This window comes from Kitasatospora sp. NPDC094028 (assembly GCF_049543595.1).
In the GTDB taxonomy this organism is placed as follows: domain Bacteria; phylum Actinomycetota; class Actinomycetes; order Streptomycetales; family Streptomycetaceae; genus Kitasatospora.
Genome location: NZ_JBMVFA010000003.1, coordinates 1 through 18163, shown reverse-complemented (window position 1 = coordinate 18163; position 18163 = coordinate 1). Strand labels below are relative to the sequence as shown.

The 18163-nt window shown below is 74.5% G+C and carries 16 protein-coding genes; 12 read left to right on the top strand and 4 right to left on the bottom strand.

The genetic code is table 11. The annotated features are described in order from the left end of the window. Positions 1 to 14: 14 nt before the first annotated feature. The gene (locus tag ACPC54_RS05830; RefSeq protein WP_498961611.1) at positions 15 to 1142 is read right to left on the bottom strand and encodes a polysaccharide deacetylase family protein; all 1128 of its coding nucleotides are present in this window, start codon (positions 1140 to 1142) and stop codon (positions 15 to 17) included. Between the two features lie 301 nt (positions 1143 to 1443). Next, a complete protein-coding gene (locus ACPC54_RS05825; protein ID WP_498961609.1) occupies positions 1444 to 3270 on the bottom strand; it encodes an AMP-dependent synthetase/ligase in 1827 nt (608 codons plus the stop codon). Positions 3271 to 3754: 484 nt separating this feature from the next. Between ACPC54_RS05825 and ACPC54_RS05820 the strand changes: the two genes are divergently transcribed. From ACPC54_RS05820 to ACPC54_RS05800, 5 genes are all read left to right on the top strand, one after another. Then, on the top strand, positions 3755 to 6808 hold the full coding sequence (locus ACPC54_RS05820; protein ID WP_498961607.1) for a sensor histidine kinase: 3054 nt from the start codon (positions 3755 to 3757) through the stop codon (positions 6806 to 6808). Beyond that, positions 6805 to 7224, top strand: a complete 420-nt coding sequence (locus tag ACPC54_RS05815) for a roadblock/LC7 domain-containing protein (RefSeq protein ID WP_498961605.1) — start codon at positions 6805 to 6807, stop codon at positions 7222 to 7224. The genes ACPC54_RS05820 and ACPC54_RS05815 overlap by 4 nt, the downstream gene beginning before the upstream one ends. A 224-nt stretch (positions 7225 to 7448) precedes the next feature. Then, entirely contained in the window at positions 7449 to 7778 is a 330-nt protein-coding gene (locus ACPC54_RS05810; RefSeq protein WP_498962419.1) for a DUF742 domain-containing protein, read from the top strand. Then, the gene (locus tag ACPC54_RS05805; protein ID WP_498961603.1) at positions 7768 to 8394 is read left to right on the top strand and encodes a GTP-binding protein; all 627 of its coding nucleotides are present in this window, start codon (positions 7768 to 7770) and stop codon (positions 8392 to 8394) included. Before ACPC54_RS05810 ends, ACPC54_RS05805 begins: the two co-directional genes overlap by 11 nt. Positions 8395 to 9171: 777 nt before the next feature. Next, positions 9172 to 9858, top strand: a complete 687-nt coding sequence (locus tag ACPC54_RS05800; protein WP_498961601.1) for a winged helix-turn-helix domain-containing protein — start codon at positions 9172 to 9174, stop codon at positions 9856 to 9858. A 175-nt stretch (positions 9859 to 10033) separates the two neighbouring features. Here ACPC54_RS05800 and ACPC54_RS05795 read toward each other — a convergent pair whose 3' ends face one another. Next, complete coding sequence (locus tag ACPC54_RS05795) at positions 10034 to 11026, bottom strand: aldo/keto reductase (RefSeq protein WP_498961599.1); 993 nt, start codon at positions 11024 to 11026, stop codon at positions 10034 to 10036. A 370-nt stretch (positions 11027 to 11396) separates the two neighbouring features. Here ACPC54_RS05795 and ACPC54_RS05790 point away from each other — a divergent pair, with 370 nt between their 5' ends. From ACPC54_RS05790 to ACPC54_RS05770, 5 genes are all read left to right on the top strand, one after another. Beyond that, a complete protein-coding gene (locus tag ACPC54_RS05790) occupies positions 11397 to 11963 on the top strand; it encodes a TetR/AcrR family transcriptional regulator (RefSeq protein ID WP_498961597.1) in 567 nt (188 codons plus the stop codon). A gap of 134 nt (positions 11964 to 12097) precedes the next feature. After that, the gene (locus ACPC54_RS05785; RefSeq protein WP_498961595.1) at positions 12098 to 12673 is read left to right on the top strand and encodes a DUF4865 family protein; all 576 of its coding nucleotides are present in this window, start codon (positions 12098 to 12100) and stop codon (positions 12671 to 12673) included. A gap of 17 nt (positions 12674 to 12690) precedes the next feature. After that, positions 12691 to 13206: a carboxymuconolactone decarboxylase family protein gene (locus tag ACPC54_RS05780; RefSeq protein ID WP_498961592.1), complete on the top strand. Its 516-nt coding sequence runs from the start codon at positions 12691 to 12693 to the stop codon at positions 13204 to 13206. Beyond that, positions 13203 to 14147 carry a phosphotriesterase family protein gene (locus ACPC54_RS05775; RefSeq protein WP_498961590.1) on the top strand — a complete coding sequence of 315 codons (945 nt, stop codon included), beginning with the start codon at positions 13203 to 13205 and terminating at the stop codon, positions 14145 to 14147. The genes ACPC54_RS05780 and ACPC54_RS05775 overlap by 4 nt, the downstream gene beginning before the upstream one ends. A 131-nt stretch (positions 14148 to 14278) precedes the next feature. Continuing rightward, a complete protein-coding gene (locus ACPC54_RS05770; protein WP_498961588.1) occupies positions 14279 to 14938 on the top strand; it encodes a Pr6Pr family membrane protein in 660 nt (219 codons plus the stop codon). 157 nt (positions 14939 to 15095) lie between these two features. On the opposite strand, the gene ACPC54_RS05765 is transcribed toward ACPC54_RS05770, so the two are convergent. Then, entirely contained in the window at positions 15096 to 15860 is a 765-nt protein-coding gene (locus ACPC54_RS05765) for an SDR family NAD(P)-dependent oxidoreductase (protein ID WP_498961586.1), read from the bottom strand. Positions 15861 to 15997: 137 nt separating this feature from the next. On the opposite strand from ACPC54_RS05765, the gene ACPC54_RS05760 reads away from it, so the two are divergent. Continuing rightward, positions 15998 to 16615, top strand: a complete 618-nt coding sequence (locus ACPC54_RS05760) for a TetR family transcriptional regulator (RefSeq protein WP_498961583.1) — start codon at positions 15998 to 16000, stop codon at positions 16613 to 16615. A 279-nt stretch (positions 16616 to 16894) separates the two neighbouring features. After that, entirely contained in the window at positions 16895 to 18040 is a 1146-nt protein-coding gene (locus ACPC54_RS05755) for an alpha/beta hydrolase (protein ID WP_498961581.1), read from the top strand. Positions 18041 to 18163: the final 123 nt, after the last annotated feature.

The following is an 18163-nucleotide window of genomic DNA, read 5'->3' as shown; positions in this document are numbered from 1 at the left end:
AGCCGAGGGCGGCGTCAGTTCAGGTGGTCGACGATCCCGGCGGGCTTGAGCCCGGCCGCGTCGGCGGCGGCGAGGACGCGCTGCAGGTCGGTGGCGAGGGTGTCGCTCCAGTGCATCAGCACCACGTCTCCGGGCTGCAGCGGGCCGGGGTGCCAGATGTTGGCGGCGCCCCAGCTGAAGTCGGCGTCGGCGGTGAGCACGGTGCGGATGCCGCAGTTGGCGGCGGCCTGCAGGGTGTCGGCGTTCCAGGCGAAGAACGGCGGGCGGAACAGCACGGGCGCGGTGCCGAAGAGCCGGGTCATGGCGTCGCGGGCGTCGCAGATCTCGACCTGCTGCCGGTCGAGCGGCAGCTTGCTGAGGTCGGAGTGCGAGACGCTGTGGTCCTGGACGGAGGAGCCGGGCACGGCGGTGACGCGCCGGAAGAAGCCCGGGTCGGTGCCGGCGGGCATCGGCAGCGGGAACGTGGTGATCGGCAGGTGGTGGTCGGCGATGAACTTCTCCGCCTCGGGGGTGCGCTGCCAGCCGTCGTCGACGGTGAAGAAGACGACCTTGTCGTCGGTCGGCACGCTGCCGGTCTGGACGGCGGGGGCGGGCGCGGGGCCGTCGACGTGGACGTCGTCGACGGAGAACGGGCCCTGCTGGTACCAGCCGTGGACGTACAGCCGGATGCTGCGGGCGTTCGGGCCGGTGGTGAAGCGGGTGGTGAGCTGCTGCCAGCCGCCGCCGGTGGTCTCCGTCCAGGCGGGGGCGACGTCTCTGCCGGTGCCGGTGGCGCCGAGGTGGACGAAGCTGCCGCGCACCCAGGCCGAGGCGGTGTAGGTGGTGTTCGGCTGGACGGCGACGGTCTGCGCGCACTCGCCGGTGGAGTCGGGCCCGGCCGGGGTGACGGTGAGGGCGGAGGTGCCGGAGTGCGGGGCGGTGGTGGTGACGGCGGCCTCGGCCGGGCCCCCGGTGCAGTTCCAGCCCGGGATGCTGCCCCAGTCGGCCAGGTCGGGCGCGGGCAGTTCGAAGCCCGGGTTGGTGGCCAGGTTGACGACCGGCCCCCCGGCGGGTGCGGGCGGCTGGTCGGCGGAGGCCGCCGGGGCGGCGAGGCCGGTGAGCAGGGTGACGGAGGCGGCCAGCGCGGACAGACGCGTGGACATGGACACGTGAGGACTCCTGCGGGTGGGGGAACCCGCCCGTGGGGAGGGCGGGACGGTGTCAGAGCCGTGGAACCGGGCGCTCCCGGAGGGGCGGGAGCGGTGGGTGGTGCGCCCGCACGCGGACCGAACAGAAACAATGGACTGGACCAATCGGCCCGTCAAGGGAACGGCGGGTGAACCGCCGCGAGCCGCCGTGAACCGCAGTGAGCCGCCGCAAGTCGCGCCGAGTCGCCGCGAGCTGCCGCCCGAGGCGCCCGGCCGCCGGACAACCTCCCGCCGCCGCACCGTCTCAGACGAACCGTCAGGACGCGTACAGTTCCTCGATGTCCTGCGCGTGGTGCCGGGTGATCGCCTCGCGCCGCAGCTTGAGCGAGGGCGTCAGCAGCCCCTGATCCTGGCTGAACTCCCGTGGCAGCAGCCGGAACGCGCGGATCGACTCGGCCCGGGACACCGCCGCGTTCGCCGCCGCCACCGCCCGCTGGATCTCCACGTGAAGCTGCTCGTCCGCGAGCACCGACCAGGTGTCCAGCTGCTCCCGCCCGTGCGACTTGAGCCAGTGCGCCAGCGCGCTCGGGTCGAGGGTGATCAGGGCGCCCACGTACGGACGGTCGTCGCCCACCACCAGGCACTGGGAGACCAGCGGGTGCGCCTGGACGCGTTCCTCCAGCGCCGCCGGGGCGAGGTTCTTGCCGTTGCTGGTGACGATCAGGTCCTTCTTGCGGCCGGTGATGCTGAGGTAGCCGTCCTGGTCGAGGCGGCCCAGGTCGCCGGTGGCGAACCAGCCGTCCACCAGCGCGTCGGCCGTGCACTGCGGGTGGTTGAGGTAGCCGCCGAAGATCGTGGGTCCGCGCAGCCACACCTCGCCGTCGTCGGCCAGCACCACGGTGCAGTCCGCGAGCGGCTGCCCGACGGTGCCGAGTTTCTGCCGCCCGGCCGGGTTGGCGACCATCGCGCCCGAGGTCTCGGTCAGCCCGTACCCCTCGTACAGCTGCAGGCCGGCGCCGGTGAAGAACAGGGCCAGCTCGCGGCGCAGCGAGGACCCGCCGCACATCACGGTGCGGATCCGGCCGCCGAGCACGCCGCGCAGCTTCTGGTAGACGGCGCGGTCGTAGGCGATGTGGCGCAGCCGCAGGCCGGCGCCGGGCCCGGGGCCGCGTCCGAAGGCCTTCTGCTCCTTGGCGGTGGCCCAGTCGACGGCCACCTGCCGTGCCTGTTCGAAGAGTTCGCCGCGCCCGGCGTTCTCGGCGGCCTGCCGGGCCTGCTGGAGGAGCTTCTCCAGGATGTACGGGACGGTGAGCAGGAAGGTCGGCCGGAAGACCGCCAGGGCGGGCAGCATCGCGTCGGTGGACACCTGCGGCAGGTGGCCGATGCGCAGGCCGCCGCGGATCGAGGCGATCTGCACGGCCCGCGCGTACACGTGCGTCAGTGGCAGGAAGAGCAGGGTGGCGGGCTGTTCGCCGCCGGTGTCGTGCAGGACGTCGCCCCAGCCGCCGAGCATGGCGTCGGCCTCGGCGGCGAGGTTGCCGTGGGTGATCAGGCAGCCCTTGGGGCGGCCGGTGGTGCCGGAGGTGTAGACGACGGTGGCGATGTTCTCGGCGGCGACGCCGAGCCGCTGGCGGTGCACCAGGGAGTCGGGCACGCCGTGGCCGTCCTCGGTGATCGCGGCGACGCAGTCGTGGTCGAGCTGCCAGATGCCGGTCAGGTCGGGCAGCGCGTCGCAGACGGCGCCGACGGTCATCGCGGCGTCCTCGTCCTCGACCAGGCAGGCCACCGCCTGGGTCTCGGCGAGGATCCAGCGCACCTGGTCGGGCGCCGAGGTCGGGTAGATCGGGACGGAGACGGCGCCGATCGACCAGAGCGCGTAGTCGAAGAGCGTCCACTCGTAGCGGGTGCGGGACATCAGGGCGACCCGGTCGCCGTAGCGCACGCCGCGGGTGAGCAGGCCCTTGGCGAGGGCCAGCACCTCGTCCCGGAAGCGGCGGGCGGTGACGTCCCGCCAGCGTCCGTCCGGGTCCTGGCGGGAGAGCTGGACCAGTTCGGGGGAGCGCTCGGCGGTGTCGTAGACGGAGTCGGCGATGCCTCCGGTGGGCGGGGGGCCGGGCAGGGCGGGCGTGGTGAACTCGCGCACAGTCCTCCCCGTTCGCCTCTCGCGGCCCGCCCGCCCGTGCGGCGCGCGACTGGTGGCCCGCCCCGGCTGCCCCGGCACGGGGGCGGCGGCGCGGGTGCAGCGAAACTATCGGATCGCCCTGTCACTGCCCAGGGTTGTGACGGTGACGCGACGAGATCGGCACCGATTCGCACCGGAAGTGTCGCTGCCGAGAAGATCCCGGGAAGGCCCGCGACAGCGCCGCACCGGGTCGCAAATCGGGCGTGAGCGGACGATCCGGGCGCGAATCGGCGGCGATCGGGGCGCTTTCCTGACGTGTCCGGGGCAAGGCGGGCCGAGTGTGGAGGCCGCGTGGACGGAGCGGGGGAATTCGACCCTCGAACGAGTGGTCAGGGCGTAGTAGAGTCTCGCAGACCTGCGGCCGGGGCTCCGGCCAGGCCCGTTCCGACGACGTACGACCCACGCCGACCAGCCCGCGCCTGGCACACTCCCGACCGAGGACTCCATGCGTCTGCGCAGCAGCTCGATCCGCGCGAAGATCATCGCGCTGCTCCTGGTGCCCATCGTCGCGCTCACCGCCCTGTGGGTGTACGCGACCCTCGCCACCACCGGCGACGTCTGGAACCAGCTGGAGATCAGCCGTACGTACAAGGAGTTCGGCCCCCGCGTCGACGACTACGCCGACGCCCTCCAGGGCGAGCGCCGCGCCGCCGTCCAGCGCCTCGCCGACCCGAACTCGCCCGTCGCCCGGGACGCCTTCGAACACGCCAGGGCCGCCACCGACCGCACCCTGACCGTGCTGCGGGAGAAGAAGGACGAATCCGGCGGCCGGCTCTCCCAGAGCCAGCGCGGCCGCTACCTGCAGGTCCTCGCCGCCGCCGACCAGCTCGGCCCGCTGCGCGCCCAGGTCGGCCGTGCCGCGCTGAACTGGGAGTTCGCGCTCGGCCAGTACAGCGACCTGATCAAGCCCGTGTTCGGCTTCCGCTCCGCCTACGTCGCCCGGCAGAGCGGCCAACTCCCGCGCCAGGGCACCATCCTGATCGAACTGGAGCGCGCCCGCGAGTACCTCTCCGAGGAGGACGCGGCGATGGAGGGCCTGCACACCGCGGCCGCCAAGCCCACCGCCGAGCAGTACCAGGTCGCCCTCGACGCCCTGCACAACCAGCAGGCCCTGTTCACCGTCTACATCGCCGAACTCGACCCCGCCGACCAGTCCGACTACATCGCCCTGCGCGGCAGCGACGCCTGGTCCGCGCTGACCCGCGCCGAAGCCGACTTCGTCGGCGCCGGCGGCCCCGAACGGGTCGGCCAGGCGCTCGCCGGCGGCAGCTGGCGCGAGACCGCCGACCGCTCCCTCACCGACCTGTCCGCGATCAACAGCCGGATCGCCGCCGGGCTCGACGAGCGCGGCCACTCCGCCTCGCTCTCCGCGCTGCTGCGCGCCGGCATCGCCGGGGCGGTCGGCCTCGTCGCCGTCGTGCTCTCGGTGCTGATCTCCTTCCGGATCGGCCGCGGCCTGGCCCGCGAACTCATCGGCCTGCGCAACGCCGCCAACGAGCTCGCGAGCACCCGGCTGCCCTCCGTCATGCTCCGGCTGCGCCGCGGCGAGGCCGTCGACGTGGCCGCCGAGGCGCCCGAACTCCACTTCGGGCAGGCCGAGATCGGGCAGGTCGGCCAGGCCTTCAACGAAGTCCAGCGGACCGCGATCGAAGCCGCCGTCGAACAGGCCGAACTGCGCCGCGGCGTCTCCGCCGTGTTCGTCAACCTCGCCCGCCGCAGCCAGGTGCTGCTGCACCGCCAGCTCACCCTGCTGGACACCATGGAGCGCCGCACCGAGGACCCGGCCGAGCTGGAGGACCTGTTCAAGGTCGACCACCTCACCACCCGCATGCGCCGCCACGCCGAGGGCCTGATCATCCTGGCCGGCGGCTCGCCCGGGCGGGCCTGGCGCAAGCCCGTCCGGATGGTCGACGTGGTGCGCGCGGCGGTCGGCGAGGTCGAGGACTACGCCCGGGTGATCGTCCGGCCGTTCCCCGGCACCGGGCTGCTCGGCAGCGCCGTCGCCGACATCACCCACCTGGTCGCCGAACTCGTCGAGAACGCCGCCGTGTTCTCCCCGCCCAGCACCCAGGTCACCGTCCAGGGCGAGGTCGTGGCGCACGGCTTCGCGCTGGAGATCGACGACCGCGGGCTCGGACTGAGCGAGCAGCTGCTCGCCGAGATCAACGAACGCCTCGCCGTGGAGCAGGAGTTCGACCTCGCCGACACCGACCGGCTGGGCCTCTTCGTGGTCAGCCGGCTCGCCCGGCGGCACGGTGTCCGGGTGCACCTGCGGCCCTCGCCGTACGGCGGGACGACGGCCGTCGTGCTCATCCCGCGCGAACTGCTCGCGGAGGCACAGGACGGGCTGCCGGAGCCGCCGGCGGCCGGGGCCTCCGGGGCCGCTGGGGTCTCCGGGCCCGGCCGGGCCGGCGGGTCTGCGGGGGGCACCGGGGCGTCCGGGCGGCGCGGGCCGCGCGAGCTGGTGGCCGTGCCCGCCGGTGCCGGGGTCGGCGCCGCGGCCGGCCCGGACGCGGACCGGAGCGCGGGCGCCCGGAGCGCCGACGCCACGGGCGGGCGGCACCGGGTGGCCGGCGGCCCCCGGCCGTCCGCGCCCGAGGCCGGGCGGACGGCGGGCGGCCTGCCGCGCCGGGCCGCCCGGGGCCGGGGCGGGCCGGTGCTGGTGCCCTCGCCCGGGGCCGAGGCCGAGGGTGGGACGCCCGCTGACGGCGAGTCGCCCACCGGGCGGCACCGGCGGCCGGAGGCGGTGCCGGACCGGGCCGCGGAGGCTCCGGTGGCACCGGTGGCTCCGGTGGCGGACGTCCGGCCGGTCGACGCCGCGCCCCTGGCTTCGGTACCCGCGGGTGCCGCGCCCGGCGGTGCCGCGACCCGGACGGCGGGCGGCCTGCCCCGGCGGGTCCGGCAGGCGAACCTGGCTCCGCAGCTCAAGGGACAGGCGAAGGAACGGTTCCGCGCGGGCGTCGGCCCAGGCGGGGCCGGGGAGCGCGCCGCGACCGACGCCCGGGACGCCCGGGACGCCCGCGAACGCTCGCCCGAGGAGGCCCGGGCCACCTTCGCCTCCTTCCAGCGCGGCTTCACCCGCGGCCGCGGTGCCACCGGGCCGTCCACGTCCACCGCTCCGGGCGCCCCGGCCGGGCCCAGTACCCCGAGCGCCCCGAGCGATCCGGCGGACGGTGCCGACCGGGCGGACGGCGCGGAGCGGGGGAGCACCCGGCCCGCCTGGCTCCCGCCGGACCCGTCCCGTCGCGCGATCAGCCCGGCGCCCGCCCCGGCGGCGCTGCCCGGACCGGCGGACGGCAGCCGGGCCCGGCTGGCCCGCCGGGTCCCGCCGGGACCGCCCGCCGTGCCGCTGCGGTCCGCCTCGCGCGTACCGCCCACGACCTCTGCAGGACCGGAAGCACCCGCACCATCGGCATCAACGGCATCAACGGCATCATCGGCATCAGCACCAACGGCATCACCCGCATCACCCGCTCCATCGGAAGGAACCGATTCATGACCATTTCGACGCAGCCGTCCGGGGACCTCAACTGGCTCCTGGACGACCTGGTGGGGCGCGTGGCGGCCCTTCGGCACGCGGTGATCCTCTCCAACGACGGTCTGGCCACCGGTGCCTCCCGCGACCTGGACCGGGAGGACGCCGAGCACCTGGCCGCCGTCGCGGCCGGCTTCCACAGCCTCGCCAAGGGCGCCGGCAGCCACTTCAAGGTCGGCGGCGTCCGCCAGACCATGATCGAGCTGGACGAGGCGTTCCTGTTCATCACGGCGGCCGGCGACGGCAGTTGCCTGGCCGTGCTGAGCGAGGCCGAGGCGGACATCGGCCAGATCGCCTACGAGATGGCCCTGCTGGTCAAGCGGGTCGGCGAGCACATGGCCGCCGAGCCGCGCACCGAAATCGCCCCGCCCGGGAGGTAGACCGTCCGATGGCGGATTCGAAGGTCGCGGCGGACGGCGCCCGGGTGCCGGCCGACCGCGAAGCGCCGGACGGCCCTGAACTGCCGTCCGGCGCGCAGGAGTCGACGGAGACGGAGCAGGCCGACCCGGGCGACGGGCCCGAGGTCGACCTGTTCCGTCCGCGCGCCCAGACCGAGGAGCGCTGGTTCGACGACGAGGCCGGCCCGGTGGTGCGGCTCTACTCGATGACCCGGGGCCGCACCCGGCCGGTCGAGGAGGGCCTGTTCGACCTGATCTCGCTGATCACCGCCGCCGAGCCCCGGCCGGAATCGGGCGGCGTGCCCGCGCACGGCCTCACCCCGGAGCACCAGTCCATCCTCGCCTGGTGCCGCCACGAACCGCTGTCCGTCGCCGAGTTGGGCTCCTTCACCGACCTGCCGGTCAGCGTGGTGCGAGTCCTGCTCGGCGACCTCTACGACGCCGAGCTGATCAGCGTCACCCGACCCGTTCCGCTCGCCGAGCTGCCGGACGAGCGCCTGCTGCGAGACGTGATCAATGGACTCCGTGCGCTCTGACCACACCCCGGCCACGCGCGGCGGCGCCGCCGAACCGCGCTGGCGCGGCGGTCCGGCCGCGGCCGTGAAGATCCTGGTCGCCGGCGGCTTCGGCGCGGGCAAGACCACCCTGGTCGGCTCGGTCAGCGAGATCCGGCCGCTGCGCACCGAGGAGGAGCTCAGCGAGCAGGGCCGCCCGGTGGACGACACCTCGGGCGTCGAGACGAAGCGCACCACCACGGTGGCGATGGACTTCGGCCGGATCGACCTGCAGCCCGGCCTCGCGCTCTACCTCTTCGGCACGCCCGGGCAGGACCGCTTCTGGTTCGTCTGGGACGAGTTGGCGCGGGGCGCGCTCGGCGCGGTGGTGATCGCGGACACCCGGCGGCTCGCCGACTGCTTCCCCTCGGTCGACTTCTTCGAGCGGCGCGGCATCCCGTTCGTGGTCGCGGTCAACTGCTTCGACGGCGCCGAGCGCTTCGAGGTCGACGAGGTCCGGGACGCCCTCGACCTGGACCCGGGCATTCCCGTACTGCTGTGCGACGCGCGGCTGCGGGAGGACGGCAAGGAGGTGCTGGTCGCGCTCGTCGAGCACACCGCCGCCGGCCGCCACCGCGCCGCCACCGTCCGCGCCTGACCAGCCAGTTCGCCGGATCCCGCCCCACCCCACCGGGGCGTCGCTGCCGCAGCCGTCTCATCCGGATGTCCGCATGTCGGACGTTCGATGCGCGGAAGGTTGCCTGGACCACCCCGGCCGTGGAAGGCTCTGTGGACGAAGCCGCCCCCGGCCGTGCCCGGGGGAGCGGAGACGACCGCGGCGCGACCGCGTGACAACGAGGGGGAGGGCAGCAGGATGACCGTCGACCGACGTCCCGGTCCCGCCGTGTCCCCCCGTGCCGTCCCGGCCCTCACCGTGCGCCGCTACATCGACCACGCGCTGATCTGCAGCGCCTGTTGTCGCTGACCGGACCTGCCCGTCCCGGTACGTCCCCGGCAACCCGGCCCACGCCCGGCCGCCGCCCGACGCACCCTCGATCCCGCCGACCAGGCCGCGGCGGACCCCGTCCCACGCGGCACGTCCGCGGCCTCCCGAAACCGCCCCGCCGCGCGGAGAGACCACCAGTGAACAACGCCTGCACGACCCCCGCCCCCGGCGCCGGCACCGCCGGCCGGTGGAACGGGTGCGCGAGCCGCGCCGTCGACGGCCGCCGGGGTCGCCCCGACCTCGAACCGTTCTGGCCGTCCCGGCAGCCGCACCTGTTCGACCAGACGTGTCCGGGCTCGCCCCGCGCGTCCCGGCCCTCCGGCCGCTGAACCCCCGTCCCCTGGACGGCCCGGTTCGGCGACCGGCAGGACGCCCGGTCGACGCGCAGACGACTCCACCCCGTCCGTCACGCGCGAAATGAGCGGCACCATGTCTTCCTCCTCCACGGCCACCCTGCCCCTGCCCACCGCGACCCCGCACCTGCGCGCGGTCCGCTCCCTGCCCACCGCCACCACGCCCAACCACCTTCCGCCCCACCGCACTTCGGCCCCCGTCCCGCCGAGCCGCCCGGCCGGCGTCCCGGTGCCGCCGGCCGCGCCGCAGACGCTGCTCGCCGCGCTGCCGGAGGGGGCGACCGTCGTCGCCGCGCTGCCGCAGGGCGCGCTGCCGCCGGGGCTGCTCGCCCAGTACGGCACGCAGTTCGCCGGTGCGGCCGGGCAGCCGATGGTCGGCTACCTGGTGCTGGTGCCCGCCGAGACCCCGGCGGCGGCCGCGCCGTCGCCCGCCGAAACGCCCGCCCCGGCCGGCGTCCGGCCGGTGCGCCCGGTCGGACGCGGCGTCACCGTCGACGCCGAGCGGCGCAACGCCTACGTCGACGGGCGGCTGCTCGACCTCACCTACCTGGAGTTCGAGCTGCTCGCCCACCTCACCGAGTACCCGCAGCGCGTCCACACCCGGGACCACCTGGTCACCGCGGTGTGGGGGTACGGCCACGTCGGTGACGGCCGCACCGTCGACGTCCACGTCGCCCGGCTGCGCCGCAAGCTCGGACCGGCCTACCGCGACAGCATCGTGACGGTCCGCCGGGTCGGCTACAAGTACACCCCGGCGGGCTGACGGTCGGCGCGAAACGGCGGCGAACGACGGCGAACGGCGAACAAAAAACAGCGAACAGATAACAGATTTCAACATCTGTTATCTGTTCGCTGAAATCTGTTCGTTGTTCGCTGTTCGTCGCCGCCGACTGCGCACCGACTGCGCCGACTGCGCACCGACCGCGCCCGATGTCCCGTCAGTGGCTCAGGCGGTCGATCTCCGCCAGCTCCTCCGCCGTCAGCGGCCCGCCGGCCAGGGCGTCGAGGTTCTGGTCGAGCTGGGCGACACTGCTCGCGCCGACGATCACCGAGGCCACTCGCGGGTCCCGCAGCACCCAGCACAGCGCCAGCTGGGCCAGCGACTGCCCGCGCCCCTCGGCGACCTTGTTCAGTGCCCGCAGCCGCTCCAGCTTCTCGCCGGTCAGCGCCTCCTCGGTGAGGAACTTCCCGATGGACATCCGCGAACCCGCCGGCACCTCGCCGGAAAGGTAACGGTCCGTCAGAAGCCCCTGGGCGAGGGGCGAGTAGGCGATCAGGCTGGTCTGGGTGTCGCCCACCGCGTCCAGCACGCCGCCCTCCTCCACGTGCCGGTCGAGGATCGAGTACGCCGACTGGTTCAGCAGTGCCGGCGTCCCCAGCTCGCGCAGGATCGCCACCGCCTCCCGGTGCTGCTCCGCCGGGTAGTTGGAGATCGCGGCGTACAGCGCCTTGCCCGACCGCACCGCGCTGTCCAGCGCCCCCATGGTCTCCTCGACGGGGGTCTCGGGGTCGTAGCGGTGGGAGTAGAAGACGTCGACGTAGTCGAGCCCCATCCGGCCCAGCGACTGGTCCAGGCTGGCGAGCAGGTACTTGCGGCTGCCGCCGTCGCCGTACGGGCCGGGCCACATGTCCCAGCCGGCCTTGGTGGCGATGAACAGCTCGTCGCGGTAGGGCCGGAAGTCCTGGGCGTACAGGTAGCCGAAGTTGCGCTCCGCACTGCCGTACGGCGGGCCGTAGTTGTTCGCCAGGTCGAAGTGGGTGACGCCCCGGTCGAAGGCGCGGCGCAGTACCGCGCGCTGCACGTCCAGGGGTTGGGCGTCGCCGAAGTTGTGCCAGAGCCCGAGCGAGACGGCGGGCAGTCGCACGCCGCTGCGGCCGGCCTTCCGGTAGGTCATCGAGGCGTAGCGGTCATCCGAGGCGAGGTAGCTCATGTCGGACATCCTGCCAGCCGCCGCGGCGCGTTCGACCCCCGGTCTCCTCCGGATCGCGCGGCGGGCCGGGCGTGTCGTCGCGGCGGACGGGTGGTCCGGAGGCCTCTCCGTCGCCAATGTCCGTGTGGTGCAGGGTCGGTGTGACACTCGGGCGTTCCTCACGGTCCGTCATGTCGGCGACTTTCCGTGACGTGACGCGCGCCACCAACTCGCGGCGGAATGCCGCCCGGCCGGGCGGGGGAGGACGAACGGTCGAGGGGCCGTGGCCGCCGGGGGGCGGCGCACGGCCCTCAGTCGTTCCCGCCGCCCGTTCCTCCGGAACGGCGAATCCCCTGGCGCTCTGTACCTACTGGTATGTACAGTGTTCCACGTGACCACTCAGGACCGTCTCATCGAGAGCACCCAGGAACTCCTCTGGGAGCGCGGCTACGTCGGCACCAGCCCCAAGGCCATCCAGCAGCGCTCCGGCGTGGGCCAGGGCAGCATGTACCACCACTTCACCGGCAAGCCGGACCTCGCCGCCGCCGCCCTGCGCCGCAGCGCCGAGCAGCTGCGGGGCGTCGCCGAGGCCGACCTCGCCGCCCCCGGCACCGCCTACGACCGCATCGCCGCCTACCTGCACCGCGACCGCGACGTGCTGCGCGGCTGCCGGATCGGCCGGATGGCACAGGACCCGGACGTCGTCGCCGACCCGCAGCTGCGGGCCCCGGTCGAGGAGACCTTCGACTGGCTGCGCGGCCGGATCGCCGAGTTGGTCGCGCAGGGCCAGGCCGCCGGCGAGTTCGCCCCCGGCCTCGACCCGGCCGACACCGCCGCCGCCGTGGTCGCCGTCGTCCAGGGCGGCTACGTCCTGGCCCGCGCGGCCGACGACGCCGGCCCCTTCGAGCAGGCGACCCGCGGCGCCCTCGGCCTGCTGGCCGCCCACCGCGCGGCCTGACACCCGGCGCGGCCTGACATCCGGCCTGACATCCAGCCGGACACCCGGCCCGACACCTGCGCCATCGCACGCGGCCACCGCACGCAACCGCGGCACGCGCCCGACCGCTGCCAGAAGAACCCAGGAGCCCCGCCGTGCACGCCATGCAGTACGAGATCACCCTCCCCGCCGACTACGACATGGACGTCATCCGCAAGCGCGTCGCCGACAAGGGCCACCTGCTGGACGCCCACCCCGGCCTCGGCCTCAAGGCGTACCTGGTCCGCGAGCGCGGCCGGGACGGCTCGCCGGTCAACCAGTACGCGCCGTTCTACCTCTGGCGCACCCCCGAGGGCATGAACGGCTTCCTCTGGGGCCCGGGCTTCCGCGGCCTGAGCGCCGACTTCGGCCGCCCCACCGTCCGGCACTGGCTCGGCGCCGGCGTCGCCCACGGCACCCGGACCGAGGCGCCGGCCACCGCCACCCGCGAGACCGTACGGCTGCCGGAGTCCGCCGACCCCGCCGAGGCGGTCGAGCGGGCGCTCGCCGAGCTCCCCGCCCACCCCGCGCTGCACACCGCCGCCGTCGCCGTCGACCCGAGCCGCTGGGAACTGCTCCGGTTCGCCCTCTGGCACGGCCCGGCCCCGCAGGACGCCCCCGGCATCCGCTACCAGGTGCTGCACCTGTCCAGCCCCGAACTCGACCGGCTGCCCGCCGGCCGCCACTGGTGAAAGGTTTCTCCGCCGCCATGTCCGCCCAGCTGATCCCCGCCGATCTCACCCCCGCCCCGCTCGACCGCGCGGCCGGCTACGCCCTGCTCGCCGACCTGGCCGGCCCGGTCGCCGTCGACACCCTCGGCGGCCTCGACGCCGTCGCCCCCGGCTTCCCCGACTGGATCGTCACCGCCCTCTTCGGCGGGACCTACCAGCGCCCCGGCCTCGGCCTGCGCGAGCGCCAGGTGGCCAACCTGGCCGCCCTCACCGCCCTCGGCGGCGTGGAGCCGCAGCTCGCCGACCACGTCCGCAACAGCCTGCGGATCGGCCTGACGCCGGAGGAGATCACCGAGGTGGTCGTCCACCTCGCCCCGTACGTCGGGGTCCCCAAGGCCCTGGCCGCTCTCCGCGCCGTCACCGCCACCCTCGCCGAGTCCGGTTCGGCGCCCGCGCCCGCGCCCGAGGCCGCGCCCGCGCCCCAGTCCGAGGCCGCGTCCGAGGCCGCGTCCGAGGCCGCGCCCGCGCCCCAGCCCGAGCGGGCCCGGGCATGACCGGCACCGCGCGCACCGTCCGTACCGTCCTCGGCGACGTCGACCCCGCCGAGCTCGGCACCACCGATTCCCACGACCACCTGTTCATCCGCAGCCCGCTGCTCCCCGGCCAGGAGCTGGACGACCCGGCCGCCGCCGAGGAGGTCCTGCGCGCCTTCGCCGCCGCCGGCGGCCGCACCCTCGTCCAGTGGACCCCGTACGGGATGGGCCGCGGCGCCGACTCCCTCGCCACGCTGTCCCGGGCGACGGGCGTCCACCTCGTCGCCGCCACCGGCGCCCACCAGGCCGCCCACTACGGCCGGGACGCCCTCCCGATGGCGGTCGACCCGGAGTCCACCGGCCACCCGGACCTCGTCGAACGCTTCGTCGCCGAGCTGACCACCGGACTGCCCGGCGCACCCCGGGGCGTCCGGGCCGGCCTGATCAAGATCGCCTCCGACGCCGGCCCCACCACCGCCTACACCCGCCGGGTGCACGCGGCCGCCGCCGAGGCGCACCACGCCACCGGCGCCCCGATCGCCGTCCACCTCGAAGCGGACGGCGACCCGCACGAGATCCTGGACCGCCTGCACGGCCGGCACGGCGTCCGGCCCGACCGGATCGTCCTCGGCCACCTCACCCGCCTGCCCGACCCGGCCCTGCACCGCAGCCTCGCCGCCGAAGGCGTCCACCTCGCGCTGGACAGCCCCTCCCGGGCCGGCCACCCCGCCGACCACCAGGCCTTCGACCTGATCGCCGACCTGGTCGACGCCGGCCACGCCGGCCGACTGCTGCTCGGCGCCGACACCACCACCCGCACCGCCCGCCAGGCCGGCGGCCCGGCCCGCCTGCTCACCGACCTCGCCCCGCGCCTGGCCCACAGTTTCGGCCCCGAGCTGCCCGAACTGCTGCTCACCGCCAACCCGGCCGCCGCCCTCGCCGCCGACTGGCGCGCGCCGTAGCCCTCGGCGCCGCCCTCGGGGCCCCGCCGCCTCCCGCTCCTGTGGCCGACTCCTCCCGACCGGGTTTCAATCCGAGTAGCCCTGCCGGACCACGCCCCCGGAGCTGGGGCAATCAGAGAGCGGAGGAGACGATGCACGCGTGGCTCGCTCCCACCCGGCTCGCCATCGCCGTCTTCCTGGCCGTCGCGCTCGGCCTCAACGGCTACCACGCCGCGACCGACCCCACCGGGGTGGTGAACTACTTCAGCTACTTCACCAACCTCAGCAACTTCGTCGGGCTGGCCGTCCTGGGCTACGGCGGCTGGGCCGGTCTCACCGGCCGCCCGCCCGTCCCGGACGCGGTGCGCGGGGCGGCGGTGCTCTACCTGGGGATCACCGGCCTGGTCTACGGCACGGTCCTGGCGAAGTACCCGGAGCTGCTGGTGATCCCGTGGGTGAACGACGTCGTCCACCGCGCGATGCCGCTGGTCGTGCTCGCCGACTGGCTGGTCGACCCGCCCGCCCGGCCGCTGCGCCCGACCGTGCTGCTCGGCTGGCTGGTCGTCCCCCTGCTCTACCTGGCGTACACGCTGCTGCGCGGGCACGCCGTCGACTGGTACCCGTACCCGTTCCTCGACCCCGCCCGGCACGGCGGCTACCGGCGCGTCGCCGGGGCCTGCTTCCTGATGACGGTGGCGTTCCTGCTGGTCGGCGCGGCCATCGTGGCGGCGGGCAACGCCCTCGCCGCCCGCCGGGACGGCCGCCGCGACCCCGCCCCGCGCCGCCGCCACGCCCGCGCCCGCACCGGCTGACGGCCCGCAGCCTTACGGTGGCGGCCGTGCCGACCCTCCGCGCCCTCACCCCCGACGACTGGCCGCTCTGGCGCGATCCGCGGCCTGGACGCGGGCGGGCGGGGCCCGCGCCCCACAGGGGAGGGCACGGACCCCGCCCGCCCGCCGGACCGGCGGGTCACATGTGGGTGCCGCCGTCGATCCGCAGCTCGGTGCCGGTGACGAACGCGCCGTCGTCGGAGGCGAGCATGGCGATCACGCCGGCCACCGTCTCCGGGCCCGCGAAGCCCTGGCCGAGGGCGGGGGAGAGCTTGGCGAGCAGGCTGAAGTCGGCGTCGGCGGGCAGGCCGGGGTTGTTCGTCATGCCGCTGTCGATGCTGCCCGGCGCGACGCAGACCGCGCGCAGGCCCTGCTTGGAGTACTCCGAGGCGATGGCGTGGGTGAAGGACTGGATGCCGCCCTTGGTCGCGGCGTACGCGGCCATGTAGGGGTGGGCGAAGCCCGCCGAGGTGGAACTGAAGTTGACCACCACGCCCTTGCCGCCCGCGAGCAGCGCGGGGAGCGCCTCGCGGGTCATCAGGAAGGTGCCGGTCAGGTTCACCGCGAGGAGCTTGTTCCAGAACTCCAGGGTCGTCTCGTGGGTGTGCGAGGAGCGCAGGATGCCGGCCGCGTTGACCAGGACGTCCAGGCCGCCCAGACCCGCGACCGCCTCGGCCACGCCCGCGACGACGGCGGTCTCGTCCGCGATGTCCAGGACCTGGAGGGTGAGGCGGTCCGCGGTGCCGTCCGCGGTGGCGCGGTCCCGGGTCTTCTTCAGGCCGTCCTCGTTGACGTCGACGGCGACGACGCTGCCGCCCTCGGCGAGGATCCGGTGCACGGTCGCCTGGCCGATGCCCGAGCCGCCGCCGGTGATCAGGACGTTCCGTCCGCTGAAGCGCTCCATGGTGGTACTCCGTTCGTTCGTGGCCTCTCGACCTCAAGAGACACGGTACGCCCGCATGGCACGTTGTGCCAATAAGTCTTGTCGTGCCATATCGGCAGGTCACGCCGAAGTGGCAGTGGGCCGCGTACGCTGAGCCCGTGACCGGACGCCCCACCCTGAACCAGCGCCGCCGCGAGGCCACCCGCCTCGACATCGCCCGCACCGCCGCCGCACTCTTCGCCGAACGGGGCGTCGAGGCGACCACCGCCGAGGAGATCGCCCTCGCCGCCGGCATCTCGCTGCGCACCTTCTACCGCTACTTCTCGGTCAAGGAGGACGCCGTCGCCCCGCTGCTCGCGGCGGGCGGACAGCGGTGGGTCGAGCTGCTCGCCGATAGCCCGGCGGACCTCCCGCTGCGCGAGGCGCTGGAACGCTCGGCCGTCGCATCGCTGACCCCGGCCGACGACGCGGCCGTCGAGGCGATGCACTGGACCCGCAGCCTGCTGCGCGACCCCCGGCTCGACGGCACCTGGCAGCGCGTCCACGCGGGCTCGGAGGAGCGGCTGCGCACCGTCCTGGCCGCCCGCTGTGCGGACGGCACCGACTCGCTGGAGATCCGGCTGGCCGCCGCCGCCGCGACGGCCGCGATCCGGGTCGCGCTGGAGCAGTGGGCCGCCTCCGACGCCCCGGTCACCGGCCCGGGCTCCCCGCAGGACCTCGGCGGCCGCTGCATGCGCGAGCTCACGGCGGGGCTGCGGCTGACAGCGAATGGCTGACGGCCGGCGCCGGACGGCTGACAGATGACAGAAGTTGAAATCTGAAAGCTGAAAGTTGAAGTCTGAAAGTTGAAACCTGTCATCTGTTACCCGTCGGTCGTGACCCGTCGGCCGTGACCTGCCCGCCCCGTCGTCGCTCCCCAGCCCGCGATCAGCTCCCTCCCAGCTCCCGCTAGGGTTGGTCCTCGCGCGCCCCGGCGGGGGAACCGGGTCGACGACCTCGGGTGTCCTGTAGCTAGCGGAGGGGCGGGGAGTTCGAGGCGTGGGAGCAAGTAGGACATGGGTCTGACGAGCCACAAGGTGCTGGCGCTGGCCGTATTGATCGCCGTCGTGATGATGGTCGGCACGGTCTGGCTGTGGCCCAGACTCGCCGGGAAGAACTGGCGGGCGGTGCTCGGCCGGATCGGCGCGCTGCTCGGCACCCAGCTCGCGGTGCTCGCCGCGCTCGGCCTGGTCGCGAACAACTACTTCGCCTTCTACAGCAGTTGGGACGACCTGCTGGGCACCGGCGACACCGGCCCGGTGGTGATCCACAACAAGGCGGACGCCTCCGGTCGCCTGATCGTGGACACGATCGGCACCGCCTCGGTCAAGGGCGGCGGCGCGGTGGGCCGCGAGCCCGCCCAGTCCGGCGAGATCCGCAAGGTCCGCATCGACGGCAAGACCAGCCGGCTCTCCACCGAGGGCTACGTCTACCTGCCGCCGCAGTACTTCCAGCCCGAGTACGCGAACCGGCAGTTCCCGGCCGTGATCGTCAGCACCGGCTTTCCCGGGCTCGCCGAGAACCTGATCACCCGCTTCAACTACCCGGGTGCGGCCCTCAAGCTGCTGCAGGAGGGCCGGATGCAGCCGACCGTCATGGTGATGGTCAAGCCCTCGCCGGCCATGCCGCAGGACACCGAGTGCGAGGACATCCCGAACGGCCCGCAGTCCGACACGTACTTCACCAAGGACGTCCCCTCGGCGATCGAGGCCAGCTACCGGGTCTCCACCGACCCGCAGTCCTGGGCCTTCATGGGCAACTCCACCGGCGGCTACTGCGCAGTGAAGCTGGCCATGCGCCACCCGGACGTCTTCCCGACCGCCGTCGCCCTCTCCGGGTACTACGACGCCGCCGACGACCCGACCACCGGCGACCTGTTCGGCGGCAGCAAGCAGCGCCGCGACGAGGCGAACCTGATGTGGCGGCTGAAGAACCTGCCGCAGCCGAAGGTGTCCGTGCTGCTCTCCGGCACCAAGAAGGGCGACGGCGACTACAAGCAGCAGACCGAGGCGTTCATCGACGCCGTGCAGAGCCCGATGAAGGTCTCGTACGCCATGCTGGAGAACGGCGGCCACAACTTCGAGACCTGGAGCGCGCTGCTGCCGTCCTCGCTGGAGTGGCTGTCCCAGCACCTCAAGGTGCCGAGCCAGCCCACCGTCTGAGCACCCCGGTCGTGGGGGGGGGGGGGGGGGGGGGGGCCGGGGGGGGGGCCGGCGGGGGGCCCCGGGGGGGGGGGGGCGCCCCCCCCCCGGCGGGGGGGGGGGGGGGGGCCCCCCCCCCCCCCG